The sequence below is a fragment of the Pseudomonas sp. NPDC089569 genome (genome assembly GCF_050280625.1).
Taxonomy (GTDB): Bacteria; Pseudomonadota; Gammaproteobacteria; order Pseudomonadales; family Pseudomonadaceae; genus Aquipseudomonas.
Genome location: NZ_JBNNVQ010000055.1, coordinates 25,618 through 37,528 on the forward strand (window position 1 = coordinate 25,618; position 11,911 = coordinate 37,528).

General features: G+C 59.9%; 12 protein-coding genes and 1 pseudogene. 8 read left to right on the top strand and 5 right to left on the bottom strand.

Annotated features, from left to right (window positions below; translation table 11 throughout):
* Positions 1–237: 237 nt before the first annotated feature.
* From moaC to ACQKP2_RS20125, 4 genes are all read left to right on the top strand, one after another.
* The gene (gene moaC, locus ACQKP2_RS20110; RefSeq protein ID WP_427578880.1) at positions 238–711 is read left to right on the top strand and encodes a cyclic pyranopterin monophosphate synthase MoaC; all 474 of its coding nucleotides are present in this window, start codon (positions 238–240) and stop codon (positions 709–711) included.
* Positions 708–950, top strand: coding sequence for a MoaD/ThiS family protein (locus tag ACQKP2_RS20115; protein WP_427578882.1), 243 nt, complete (start codon positions 708–710; stop codon positions 948–950). The genes moaC and ACQKP2_RS20115 overlap by 4 nt, the downstream gene beginning before the upstream one ends.
* A gap of 3 nt (positions 951–953) precedes the next feature.
* Positions 954–1,406 (top strand): molybdopterin synthase catalytic subunit MoaE, encoded by a 453-nt coding sequence (gene moaE, locus ACQKP2_RS20120; RefSeq protein ID WP_427578883.1) that lies wholly within the window; start codon positions 954–956, stop codon positions 1,404–1,406.
* Between the two features lie 279 nt (positions 1,407–1,685).
* Entirely contained in the window at positions 1,686–2,462 is a 777-nt protein-coding gene (locus tag ACQKP2_RS20125) for an ABC transporter substrate-binding protein (protein WP_427578885.1), read from the top strand.
* A gap of 124 nt (positions 2,463–2,586) precedes the next feature.
* Here ACQKP2_RS20125 and ACQKP2_RS20130 read toward each other — a convergent pair whose 3' ends face one another.
* From ACQKP2_RS20130 to ACQKP2_RS20150, 5 genes are all read right to left on the bottom strand, one after another.
* On the bottom strand, positions 2,587–3,228 hold the full coding sequence (locus ACQKP2_RS20130; protein WP_427578886.1) for a helix-turn-helix transcriptional regulator: 642 nt from the start codon (positions 3,226–3,228) through the stop codon (positions 2,587–2,589).
* A 91-nt stretch (positions 3,229–3,319) separates the two neighbouring features.
* Complete coding sequence (locus ACQKP2_RS20135) at positions 3,320–4,447, bottom strand: NAD(P)/FAD-dependent oxidoreductase (RefSeq protein ID WP_427578888.1); 1,128 nt, start codon at positions 4,445–4,447, stop codon at positions 3,320–3,322.
* A 126-nt stretch (positions 4,448–4,573) separates the two neighbouring features.
* Positions 4,574–5,518, bottom strand: coding sequence for an ornithine cyclodeaminase family protein (locus tag ACQKP2_RS20140; RefSeq protein WP_427578890.1), 945 nt, complete (start codon positions 5,516–5,518; stop codon positions 4,574–4,576).
* Positions 5,519–5,644: 126 nt separating this feature from the next.
* The gene (gene rhlB, locus ACQKP2_RS20145; RefSeq protein WP_427578892.1) at positions 5,645–7,132 is read right to left on the bottom strand and encodes an ATP-dependent RNA helicase RhlB; all 1,488 of its coding nucleotides are present in this window, start codon (positions 7,130–7,132) and stop codon (positions 5,645–5,647) included.
* A 111-nt stretch (positions 7,133–7,243) separates the two neighbouring features.
* The gene (locus ACQKP2_RS20150) at positions 7,244–7,900 is read right to left on the bottom strand and encodes an alpha/beta hydrolase (protein ID WP_427578893.1); all 657 of its coding nucleotides are present in this window, start codon (positions 7,898–7,900) and stop codon (positions 7,244–7,246) included.
* A 469-nt stretch (positions 7,901–8,369) separates the two neighbouring features.
* On the opposite strand from ACQKP2_RS20150, the gene ACQKP2_RS20155 reads away from it, so the two are divergent.
* From ACQKP2_RS20155 to glnQ, 4 genes and pseudogenes are all read left to right on the top strand, one after another.
* Positions 8,370–9,401: an amino acid ABC transporter substrate-binding protein gene (locus ACQKP2_RS20155; protein WP_427578894.1), complete on the top strand. Its 1,032-nt coding sequence runs from the start codon at positions 8,370–8,372 to the stop codon at positions 9,399–9,401.
* A gap of 65 nt (positions 9,402–9,466) precedes the next feature.
* A complete protein-coding gene (locus tag ACQKP2_RS20160) occupies positions 9,467–10,648 on the top strand; it encodes an amino acid ABC transporter permease (RefSeq protein WP_427578896.1) in 1,182 nt (393 codons plus the stop codon).
* Positions 10,649–10,658: 10 nt separating this feature from the next.
* Entirely contained in the window at positions 10,659–11,756 is a 1,098-nt protein-coding gene (locus tag ACQKP2_RS20165; protein WP_427578898.1) for an amino acid ABC transporter permease, read from the top strand.
* Between the two features lie 28 nt (positions 11,757–11,784).
* Positions 11,785–11,911 (top strand): annotated as a pseudogene (glnQ, locus tag ACQKP2_RS20170) (glutamine ABC transporter ATP-binding protein GlnQ); the annotation flags it as partial.

Here is an 11,911-nt window from a genome sequence, read left to right on the forward strand (position 1 = left end):
CGAAAAACGGGCGGCTGAAAAGCCGCCTGTTTTTTTTGCCCATCGAATCCCCTGTAGGAGCGAGCAAGCTCGCGATGGTCGTCAACGATAACGCTGGAAGCCTGACACCCCGTGGCGCTCTTGCGTGCATCGCGAGCTTGCTCGCTCCTACAGGGGGAATGATGTGACCTGATATTCGCGCGTGCGGAAAATTGACCCGCAGGTTTACAATCGATGCTCCTGATCAGGAGTAATGCCGTGCTGACTCATCTCGATTCCCAAGGTCGCGCCAATATGGTCGACGTCACCGAAAAAGCCGTGACGTTCCGTGAGGCGACGGCCCAAGCGCTGGTGCGCATGCTGCCCGAAACCCTGCAGATGATTGTCAGTGGTGGCCACCCCAAGGGTGACGTGTTTGCCGTGGCGCGCATTGCCGGCATTCAGGCGGCGAAGAAAACCAGCGATCTGATTCCGCTTTGCCATCCGCTGATGCTCACCGGCGTCAAGGTCGAACTCAGTGCCCAAGGCGCTGACTGCGTGCGTATCGAGGCGCGCTGCAAGCTGTCCGGGCAGACCGGTGTGGAGATGGAAGCGCTGACCGCCGCCAGTGTCGCCGCGCTGACGATCTACGACATGTGCAAGGCCGTTGATCGCGGCATGACCATTGAAAGCGTGCGGCTGCTGGAAAAGGTCGGTGGCAAGAGCGGGCATTATCAGGCGGAGCAACCATGAACGTTACCGTGAAGTTTTTCGCTCGCTATCGTGAAGCGCTGGGGCTGGACTCGGTAAAGGTACAAGGCGACTTTGCCACCGTTGACGACGTGCGCGCGCTGTTGGCCTTGCGTGACGGTGCCGAGGTGCTGAGCGAGCAGAACCTGATGTGCGCACGCAACGAAGACCTCTGCCAGCTCGACGAACCGGTGTGCGATGGCGATGAAGTGGCATTTTTTCCGACCGTGACCGGAGGCTGATCCATGGCGATTCGCGTGCAGAGCGCAGCGTTCGATCCGGGCGTCGAAGTCAACGCCATGCATGCAGCCAATGTCGGTGTTGGCGCGGTGGTGAGTTTTGTCGGCTATGTACGCGACTTCAATGACGGGCTGGATGTGGCCGGTATGTTTCTCGAGCACTACCCGGGCATGACCGAAAAAGCCCTGGGCAAAATCGCTGCCGAGGCTGAACAGCGCTGGCCGTTGCTCAAGCTGGAGGTGTTGCATCGCATCGGTGCGCTGGAACCCGGTGAGCCGATCGTTTTTGTCGGCGCCGCCAGCGCCCATCGCCAGGCCGCATTCGATGCCTGCGCCTTCGTCATGGATTACCTGAAAACCCGGGCACCGTTCTGGAAGAAGGAAAATACCAGCGACGGTCCGCGCTGGGTCGAAGGGCGTGACAGCGATCATGCGGCGGCGGATCGCTGGAAGCAGTAATTCCTGCGTCGTTCTCAAGTACGCCTTCGCGGGCAAGCCTCGCTCCTACGGGTTCGGTGATCCCCCGTAGGAGCGAGGCTTGCCCGCGAAGGCGTCATCTGCTTCAACCCATGACTCATTCACCACCCGACCATCGGCCGGTGCGGGTTCTATTTGCCCGATTGACGACTCATACATAAAAGTCCAGTATGGATTTATAAGTACAAAAAAAGGCGTTTCCCCCGTTTCAGCTCTTTCTTCTGTCTTGCAAAACCAACAACAACCCGCGAGAGAACGAATATGAAGAAGTTCCCCCTCATCACCGGTCTGGCCTTGAGCCTGTTGGCGTGCACCAGCGTCTTTGCCGCCGAGAAAACCCTGCGCATCGGTATCGAGGCTGCTTATCCGCCGTTCGCTTCCAAAACCGACAAGGGTGAAATCGTCGGTTTCGACTATGACATCGGCAATGCCCTGTGCGCGCAGATGAAGGTCAAGTGCGAGTGGATCGAAGGTGAATTCGACGGCCTGATTCCTTCCCTGAAGGTGAAGAAAATCGACATGGCGCTGTCGTCCATGACCATCAACGACGATCGCAAGAAGTCGGTGGATTTCACCCACAAGTACTACTTCACGTCATCGCGCCTGGTGATGAAGGAAGGCGCCGTGGTGGATGACCAGTACGCCAGCCTCAAGGGCAAGACCGTCGGCGTGCAGCGCGCGACCACCACCGATCGTTACGCCACCGACGTGTTCGAGCCCAAGGGCATCAACGTCAAGCGCTACAGCAACAACGAAGAAATCTACATGGACCTGGCGGCCGGTCGTCTGGACGCGATTTTTGCCGACACCATTCCGTTGAACGACTTTCTGTCGATGCCACGGGGCAAGGGTTATGCGTTTGTCGGGCCGGAGTTGAAGGATCCGAAATACGTGGGCGAGGGCGCGGGGATTGCCGTACGCAAGGGCAATACCGAGCTGGTGTCTGAGCTGAACACCGCCATCGACGGCATTCGCGCCAATGGCGAATACCAGAAGATTTCCGAGAAGTACTTCAAGTCCGACATCTACGGCGACTGATAGATCGCCATCGCGGGCAAGCCCGCTCCCACAGTGTCCGAGTCGTACACGAAACCTATGTACGCCACCGGACCTGTGGGAGCGGGCTTGCCCGCGATGGGTCCGGAACAAACCCTGCAAATCTTCAGCCCTTCAATTCCTTCAAATGCTTGTACACCGTCGCCCGTCCCATGTTCAGCACATTGGCCACGTAGTTCGACGCGCTTTTGCCCTTGAAGGCGCCTTCGGCGTGCAGGGCCAGCACCAGTTCGCGTTTGTGGTCGCGGGTCAGCAGGTTCAGGCTCAGTTGACGCTCGCGTAGCCAGGTGTGGAGGAAGGTGTTGATCCGTTCCTGCCAATCATCGCGAAACAGGGATTCCGGTTGCGGGATCAGCTTGGTCGGCGACAGGAACAGGTCCAGCGCGGCCTTGGCATTCTCGAACAGTGAAATATTCAGATTGATGCACAGCACCGCCACGGCATGGCCATCGCGGTCACGCAGGACGGTGCTCAAGCTGCGAATCTTCTGACCATCCCAGTTGAGCTTTTCATACGGCCCGATATTTCGTTCGCTGATTTCCTCGCTGAGCATGTCTTCCAGCGACGAGTCATCACCGACTTCCCGCTTGGACAGGTTGTTGGCGATGTAGTCGACCTTTTGCGTGCGCAGGTCATGCAACACGACCTCGGCGTGAGGGAAAAACAATGTGGCGATGGCGTCGGCGATCGCCCGGAAGTTATCCAGGGATACATCGTCCAGGGCCGGGTCTTGTTCAGGGGCATTCATACAGTGGAGCTCCGGGCAGCGTCAGCGCCCCGTGGAACGGGGCTCTGAAAGTGTGCCGCAATCGTGTCGGCACGTCACCTGAGGACAACCGTCAGCCCAGGCGGGCAGGGGACAGCATGGCAGCGCTCAGGCCAAAGCGGGTGAGCGGCTCGGGCAGGGCTTCACCGCGCACCAGGGCCGCGCTGGCCTGACCCATGGCCGGCGATGTCTGGATACCGTAGCCGCCTTGCGCCGCGACCCAGAACAGCCCCGGCACCTGCGGATCGAAACCCGAGAGCAGGTCGCCATCGCTGACAAAGCTGCGCAGGCCGGCCCAGGTCCGCGTCGGACGGCGGATGGTCAGTGTCGTGGCTTCTTCGATCTGGTAAATGCCCATCGCGATGTCCAGCTCTTCAGGCTGCACGTCGTGAGGCTCCACCGGATCGGCGTTGGCCGGCGAACCCAGGAACATGCCCGCGTCGGGTTTCATGTAGAAGGATTCGTCGAGGCTGACCAGCATCGGCCAATGGTGCGTATCCACGCCTTCGGGACCGGCGAAGATAAAGGCTGCGCGACGCTTGGGCTGCAGCCCCAGCGGCTTGGCGCCGGCGAGTGCGCCGATCTTGTCGGCCCAGGCGCCGGCGGCATTGATGATGACCGGTGCACTGAAGGTCGAGGTGTTGGTCTGTACCTGCCACTGGCCCTGGGCGTCGCGGCTCAGGCCCAGTACTTCGCAATCGGTATGCACCTCACCCTTGTTGCGACGGATGCCGCGCAGGTAACCCTGATGCAGGGCGTCGGTATCGATGTCGCTGGCCGTCGGATCGTAGATCGCACCATGGACTTTTTCCCGGCGCAGGATCGGCAGGCGTGCGCAGGCCTCCTCGGCGCTGAGCAATTGCATCTCCGGCACCGTGGCTTTCGCACTCAGGTACTGGTTGTTCAACTCGGTCGGATCGCCGGTGAAGTCCACGGTCATCTCGCCGCGCGGGGTCAACAGCGGGTGTTCGCAGAAACCGTTTGGCGGGGTGTCGAAAAAGTCGCGGCTGGCCTGGGTCAGTGCGCGCACCTGCGGGGTGCCGTAGGCAGCGGTGAACAATGCAGCCGAACGTCCGGTGGAGTGATAGGCCGGATGGGACTCACGTTCGAGCACAACCACGCGCCCGTGCTGCGACAGCCAGAATCCGGTGGAGGCGCCGGCAATCCCGCCGCCGATGATGATGAAATCTGCCTGGCTCATGAAAAATCTCCTGTAATCGCAAGTTCCTGTAGGAGCGAGGCTCGCCCGCGAACCAGACGTCGCGATCGATCAGGTAACCCGCGGTGATGCCTTCGCGGGCGAGCCTCGCTCCTACGGGATAGAGGGTTAGTGCTGCAGGCGGTAAATCGCATTGGCCAGCGCGATGTCTTCCAGGCCCAGGCCGATCGAACGGAAGAACACATGGCGGTTGTAGCCGGGACGCTGCACTTTCTCGCTGAGCAGATCCGGCAGGTCGCCGACGATGGCTTGCCGGTTCCAGCCATGCTGTTCTTCGGCGATCAGCATTTCCCCCGCCGAGCCCGGCGTGGTCAGGCGGTAGTCGCAGAATACCTGCATGTCGTTGAGGCTTTGCGGCGGCACTTCATGGGCGCGGAACGCATTGGTGCTGATCGAGGTGATGAGCGCCGGTTTGCCCAGGGTGGCAGGGTCGATCACCGGGCCTGCGGACGACGTGCACAGCATGATGACATCGGCATCGTGAATGGCCGCTTCCCGGCTGTCGGCGATGGTCAGGTTGGGCTCGATGCCTTTGAGGCGTTGCAGGGTTTCGGGTTCTTCGCTCAGGTTGGGCGAGTACAGGCTGATGTGTTGCCAGTCGCGCAGTGCCTTGACGTAATGCAGGTGGGCCTGGGCAACCTTGCCACTGCCAATGATCGCCAGTCGCTGCGCCTTCAAAGGGGCAAGGGCGTCGACGGCAACTGCGGTGGTGGCGGCGGTGCGGGCGGTGGTGAGCTCGCCGGCATCGCACAGCAACAGCGGCTGGCCGGTCTGCATCGACATCAGCAAGGTCCAGGCGGTCACCAGCGGTCCCTGCTCGCGCACGATGTAGGGCGATGTCTTCATCCCGTACACGCCATCTTCAGCCAACACGCCCAGGTAGTTGATGAAGTCGCCGGCACCCTGTGGAAACTCCACCAGTTGCTGCGCCGGTTGTACCGCATGCCCGCCGGCCAGGTCGCGAAACAGTTTGCGCAGAATGTGCGGCACATCGACCTTGTTCAGTAATTCGCGGGCCTGTGGCTGGGTGATCACGTAGGGGGTGCTGGACATCGTCGGCTCCGGGAGCGGCAAGTAAACTAATTTGTCCATTATGGACTTTTCGATATCTTGGGCAATATCCAGGCGAAAAAAAAGCGCAGTCCGTTTCCGGCTGCGCCTTCTTTTGCACAATCTCTGTTACGAACGCTTACGCTCAACCGCCCGCAGTAGATGCGTCGGTGGCATTTCGCAACTGATCTTGCGCCCCAGCAGCTCTTCGATGGACGGTAGCTGATAGGAGTCGTCTTCACCGGCAAAACTGATGGACACACCATCGGCCCCGGCGCGACCGGTACGACCGATGCGATGCACGTAGTCGTCCGGCACTTCCGGCAGGGTGAAATTGATCACGTGGCTGATGCCGTCGATATGGATGCCGCGACCGGCCACATCGGTGGCCACCAATACGCGGATCTTGCCTTCGCGGAAACCTTCCAGGGTCTTGATGCGCTTGTGCTGCGGTACATCGCCGGACAGCTGTGCCGCGTTGATGCCATCGCGTACCAGGCGTTCTTCGATGCGTCGTACTTCATCCTTGCGGTTGGCGAACACGATCACCCGCTCCCAGCCATTGTCGTTGACCAGGTTGTAGAGCAGTTTGTATTTGTCGGCACCGGCCACGGCATAGATGTGCTGTTCGACATTGGCGTTGGCCACGGTCTCGGCCTCGATCTCGACGATGGCCGGGTCGGTGGTCCATTGCTTGGCCAGGTTCATCACGTCATCGGTAAAGGTCGCGGAGAACAGCAGCGTCTGGCGTTCGCTTTTCGGTGGCGTCTGGCGAATGATCTGGCGCACTTGCGGAATGAAGCCCATGTCGAGCATGCGGTCGGCTTCGTCCAGCACCATGACTTCAACCATGTCCAGGTGAACGTCGCCGCGCTGGTTGAAGTCCAGCAAGCGGCCGGGTGTGGCCACGAGTATGTCGCAGTGGCGGGCTTCGAGGTGCTTGAGCTGTTTGTCGAAGTCCATGCCGCCCACGAAGGTCATGACATTGAGGCCGGTGTACTTGGTCAGGTTTTCGGCATCCTTGGCGATCTGGACCACCAGCTCACGGGTCGGCGCGATGATAAGGGCGCGGGGTTCACCCATGTAGCGTTCTTTTGGCGGCGGGGTTTGCAGCAGCTGGGTGATGATCGAAATCAGGAATGCCGCCGTCTTGCCGGTACCGGTCTGGGCACGGCCGATGGCGTCCTTGCCGGCGAGGGTGAAGCCCAGCACCTGCGCCTGGATCGGTGTGCAGTACGGAAAGCCCAGGTCATGGATGGCATGCATCAGTTCCGGGGCGAGTTTGAAATCGTGGAAACGGGTTTTGCCTTCCTGGGGTTCGACGACAAAGTCCTCGAGCTTCCAGGCAATGACCGGCGCCTTGGGCTTGGGTTCGCGGCGCGGCTTGGCGGGTTTGGGCTTTTCGCTGCGCGCAGGCTCGGAGGCGGATTGCGCGGCAGGTGGGGTCGCCGGGGCACGGCGGGTTTCGTTTTTCGGTGCCGCTTCGGGGGCGGTCCGGCCAGGCTGATTACCGTCGGTGCGGTGGCTGGAAGGGGCGGACGGAGCGCTGGGGACTGGCGCGAGTTGCTCAGTCTCGCTTTTACCGAACATTTTCTTGAGTGCTTTGAGCACGGTCATCTCATCGAATTGGTTAAGGAATGTACGCCGGCCAGTGTAATGCAAGAATCGGGCGCGGCGTAGTGGGATGGATCAAAGGGCGCTTTTAAACAAAAAAAGGCTGCGATTGGCTTAAAGCAAACGTTTGGTGAGCCAGCTACCGATGTCGCGAATTTCCTCGGGTAACACTTCATGGCCCATTGGGTACTCCTGCCATGTCACGGTGACACCATGCTGCTTCAGGTACTCGCAGGCCGTACGGCCCATGGAGTTTTGCACCACGTCATCGTACTGACCGTGCAGCGACAGCACGGGAATACGCTGTTGGCTGGCGGACAGTTCAAGGTCATCACTGAAAGTCGGTGCATAAGTGGACAGGGCGATAACGCCACCCAGCGCCCCCTGCCATTTCAGGAATGCGGTGTGTAAAACCACCGCGCCGCCCTGGGAAAAACCTGCCAGGAAGATGCGCGAGGCGTCTATTCCGATGGCTCGCTGCGTGTCGATCAATTTGATGATTCGTTGTGCGGACTCTTCCAGCTGCTCGCGATTGATCGCCCGCGCCGGGCTCATGGCCAGGATGTCGTACCAGCTTGGCATCTCGTAGCCACCATTGATCGTGACCGCACAGGTGGGCGCCTGAGGCAGGACGAAGCGGGTGCTCAGCAAGGTTTCCTGCAGGGCTTCGGCCACGGGCAGAAAATCAAAGCGATCGGCGCCCAGGCCGTGCAGCCAGATTACGCAGGCGTCTGCGGGCTTGACGGGTTCAAGAATCAGGGGATCGGTCATTTCTGCTCCAATTGTGTGCGTGCGCGCTTGAAGGGTGCGAGGTGTCAGCGCGTCTCTGGTTAATCAGTTACGAAGATGTCGCAAGATTACAAGTTTGGCTATTGACCTGTCCTGCAATTGCTTCGGCGGCCGGTGTGGTATGGGCTTTGCTATAGGGAAGCCCGTACAAACAATCCCACGTCTGTCGGTAACACTATCAGGCCATTGTTGGCAGTGGGATAGCAAAAAATCCGGTGATGGATGTTCGCCAGCGGCCACAACGGGCTTCGCGAACGTGAAAGGGCTACAGCCCGTTCGGCCGATTGGTGAGAAGTGAGTTGTCCATTCTGTGGATTTTCTCCTACTAGACTCATAGCTACGGTCTCAAAGTCGGTTGACCCTAAAACAAGCCAACAAGGGTCGACAACGCCTCAAAAGGGTGCGACAGGACTCACGCTCCGACACAACAAGAGCAAAACTGGAGGTTTGAATGAAGATGTTGAAATCCACCCTGGCCATCGTGACTGCAGCTGCGGTACTCGGTGTCAGCGGGTTCGCCCAGGCGGGTGCAACCCTGGATGCAGTGCAGAAGAAAGGATTCGTGCAGTGTGGCGTCAGCGATGGTCTGCCAGGCTTCTCGGTTCCGGATTCCACCGGCAAGATCGTAGGTATCGATGCTGACTACTGCCGTGCTGTAGCGGCTGCCGTCTTCGGCGACGCGACCAAGGTCAAATTCAGCCAGTTGAACGCCAAGGAGCGCTTCACCGCGCTGCAGTCGGGCGAAATCGACATCCTGTCGCGCAACACCACCATGACCAGCTCCCGTGACGCGGGCATGGGTCTGAAATTCCCGGGCTTCATCACCTACTACGACGGCATCGGCTTCCTGGTCAACAACAAGCTGGGCGTCAAGAGCGCCAAGGAACTGGACGGTGCAACCATCTGCATCCAGGCCGGTACCACCACCGAGCTGAACGTTTCGGACTACTTCCGCGGCAACGGCCTGAAATACACCCCGATCACCTTCGACACCTCCGATGAAAGCGCCAAGTCGCTGGAATCCGGTCGTTGCGACGTACTGACCTCCGACAAATCCCAGCTGTTCGCCCAGCGCAGCAAGCTGGCTTCGCCGAAGGACTACGTGGTTCTGCCGGAAACCATTTCCAAGGAACCCCTGGGCCCGGTCGTGCGTAATGGCGACGACGAGTGGCTGGCCATCGTGCGCTGGACTGGCTACGCCATGCTCAACGCCGAAGAAGCCGGCATCACTTCGAAGAACGTCGAAGCCGAAGCCAAATCCACCAAGAACCCGGACGTTGCCCGTCTGCTGGGTACCGACGGTGAGTACGGCAAAGACCTGAAAGTGAAGAAGGACTGGGTCGTCCAGATCGTCAAGCAAGTGGGCAACTACGGCGAAGTGTTCGAGAAAAACCTCGGCAAGAGCACTCCGCTGGAAATCGACCGCGGGCTGAATGCTCTGTGGAACGCTGGCGGCATTCAATACGCACCACCAGTGCGCTGATGGTTCTATCACCCGGTGGGCCAACCACCGGGTGATGTTCTGTTCCATTATTTGCGGGGCACTTCATGCAAAATTCAATCGGCGCACCAAAGCAGAGGTTCAGCCTCAGCGATCCAAAAGTGCGTGCGTGGGTATTCCAGATCATCACCATCGTGGCGGTGGTCTCCCTGGGCTGGTATCTGTTCGATAACACCCAGACCAACCTTCAGCACCGGGGCATTACTTCCGGTTTCGGTTTTCTGGAGCGCAGTGCCGGTTTCGGCATCGCTCAACACCTGATCGACTACACCGAAGCGGACAGCTACGCCCGGGTGTTTGTCATCGGCCTGCTCAACACCTTGCTGGTGACCTTCATCGGCGTGATCCTGGCGACAATCCTGGGGTTCATCATCGGTGTGGCCCGGCTGTCGAAGAACTGGATCATCTCCAAGCTGGCGACGGTGTACGTGGAGGTGTTCCGTAACATTCCACCGCTGCTGCAGATCCTGTTCTGGTACTTCGCGGTGTTCCTGACCATGCCGGGACCGCGCAACAGCCACAACTTCAACGACACGTTCTTCGTCAGCAGCCGTGGCCTGAACATGCCGGCAGCGATGATTGCCGAGGGCTTCTGGGCGTTTCTGGTCAGCATCGTCGTGGCCATTATCGCCATCGTGCTGATGGCCCGGTGGGCCAACAAGCGCTTCGAAGAAACCGGCGAGCCTTTCCACAAGTTCTGGGTCGGCCTGGCGATGTTCCTGGTGATCCCGGCACTGTGCACGCTGGTTTTCGGCGCACCTTTGCATTGGGAAATGCCGAAGCTGCAGGGCTTCAACTTCATCGGCGGCTGGGTGCTGATCCCGGAACTGCTGGCCTTGACCCTGGCACTGACGGTGTACACCGCGGCGTTCATCGCCGAGATCGTGCGTTCGGGCATCAAGTCGGTCAGCCATGGCCAGACCGAGGCGGCCCATTCTCTCGGACTGCGTAACGGTCCGACCCTGCGCAAGGTGATCATCCCGCAAGCCCTGCGCGTGATCATTCCGCCGCTGACCAGCCAATACCTGAACCTGGCGAAGAACTCCTCGCTGGCGGCCGGTATCGGCTACCCGGAAATGGTGTCGTTGTTCGCCGGTACGGTGCTCAACCAGACCGGGCAGGCGATCGAGGTGATTGCCATCACCATGAGTGTGTACCTGGCGATCAGTATCAGCATTTCCCTGCTGATGAACTGGTACAACAAGCGCATTGCGCTGATCGAGCGGTAAGGAAACGCGCATGAGTACTCATACCTTCAAACCCGACATGCCTCCACCGAGCCGCAGCATCGGTGTGGTGGCGTGGATGCGCGCGAACATGTTCTCCAGCTGGCTCAACACCCTGCTGACCCTGTTCGCGTTCTACCTGATCTACCTGGTGGTGCCGCCGATCCTGCATTGGGCCATCCTCGATGCCAACTGGGTCGGCACGACCCGCGCCGACTGCACGAAGGAGGGCGCCTGTTGGGTGTTCATCCAGCAGCGCTTCGGCCAGTTCATGTACGGCTACTACCCGCCGGAACTGCGCTGGCGCGTGGACCTGACCGTGTGGCTGGCGATCGTCGGCGTGGCGCCTCTGTTCATCTCGCGCTTCCACCATAAAGCCGTGTATGGCCTGGGCTTCCTGGTGCTGTACCCGATCATTGCCTACTTCCTGCTGCACGGTGGCCTCTTCGGCCTGACCAACGTGGCGACCAGCCAATGGGGCGGCCTGATGCTGACCCTGGTGATCGCCACCGTCGGCATCGCCGGTGCGTTGCCGCTGGGGATTGTCCTGGCGCTGGGGCGTCGCTCGAACCTGCCGGCGATTCGTGTGGTCTGCGTGACCTTCATCGAGTTCTGGCGCGGCGTGCCGTTGATCACGGTGCTGTTCATGTCCTCGGTGATGCTGCCGTTGTTCCTGCCCGAAGGCATGAACTTCGACAAGCTGCTGCGGGCGCTGATCGGCGTGATCCTGTTCCAGTCGGCCTATGTCGCCGAAGTGGTGCGCGGTGGCCTGCAGGCCATTCCCAAGGGGCAGTACGAAGCGGCGGCAGCGATGGGCCTGGGTTACTGGCGCAGCATGGGCCTGGTGATTCTGCCGCAAGCCCTGAAGCTGGTGATTCCCGGCATCGTCAACACCTTCATTGCCCTGTTCAAGGACACCAGCCTGGTGATCATCATCGGCCTGTTCGACTTGCTCAACAGCGTCAAGCAAGCCGCCGCCGACCCGAAATGGCTGGGCATGGCCACCGAAGGCTATGTGTTCGCGGCCCTGGTGTTCTGGATTTTCTGTTTTGGCATGTCCCGCTATTCCATGCATTTGGAACGCAAGCTGGACACAGGCCACAAGCGCTAAGTCGCTACCTAATTTAGGAAGTATTCCGATGAGCGAAGCAATCAAGAAGCCTGTGGGCCCTGAAGGCATTATCCAGATGCAGGGTGTGAACAAATGGTACGGCCAGTTCCACGTACTCAAGGACATCAACCTGAACGTCAGGCAGGGCGAGCGTA

What these genes read in the sequence shown, in the direction of transcription:
- ACQKP2_RS20140 (WP_427578890.1), bottom strand. Translation starts at nt 5,518, where the DNA reads ATGTCCAGCACCCCCTACGTGATCACCCAGCCACAGGCCCGCGAATTA.
- rhlB (WP_427578892.1), bottom strand. Translation starts at nt 7,132, where the DNA reads ATGACCGTGCTCAAAGCACTCAAGAAAATGTTCGGTAAAAGCGAGACT.
- moaE (WP_427578883.1), top strand. Translation starts at nt 954, where the DNA reads ATGGCGATTCGCGTGCAGAGCGCAGCGTTCGATCCGGGCGTCGAAGTC.
- ACQKP2_RS20150 (WP_427578893.1), bottom strand. Translation starts at nt 7,900, where the DNA reads ATGACCGATCCCCTGATTCTTGAACCCGTCAAGCCCGCAGACGCCTGC.
- ACQKP2_RS20165 (WP_427578898.1), top strand. Translation starts at nt 10,659, where the DNA reads ATGAGTACTCATACCTTCAAACCCGACATGCCTCCACCGAGCCGCAGC.
- ACQKP2_RS20125 (WP_427578885.1), top strand. Translation starts at nt 1,686, where the DNA reads ATGAAGAAGTTCCCCCTCATCACCGGTCTGGCCTTGAGCCTGTTGGCG.
- ACQKP2_RS20135 (WP_427578888.1), bottom strand. Translation starts at nt 4,447, where the DNA reads ATGAGCCAGGCAGATTTCATCATCATCGGCGGCGGGATTGCCGGCGCC.
- ACQKP2_RS20155 (WP_427578894.1), top strand. Translation starts at nt 8,370, where the DNA reads ATGAAGATGTTGAAATCCACCCTGGCCATCGTGACTGCAGCTGCGGTA.
- ACQKP2_RS20115 (WP_427578882.1), top strand. Translation starts at nt 708, where the DNA reads ATGAACGTTACCGTGAAGTTTTTCGCTCGCTATCGTGAAGCGCTGGGG.
- ACQKP2_RS20130 (WP_427578886.1), bottom strand. Translation starts at nt 3,228, where the DNA reads ATGAATGCCCCTGAACAAGACCCGGCCCTGGACGATGTATCCCTGGAT.
- ACQKP2_RS20160 (WP_427578896.1), top strand. Translation starts at nt 9,467, where the DNA reads ATGCAAAATTCAATCGGCGCACCAAAGCAGAGGTTCAGCCTCAGCGAT.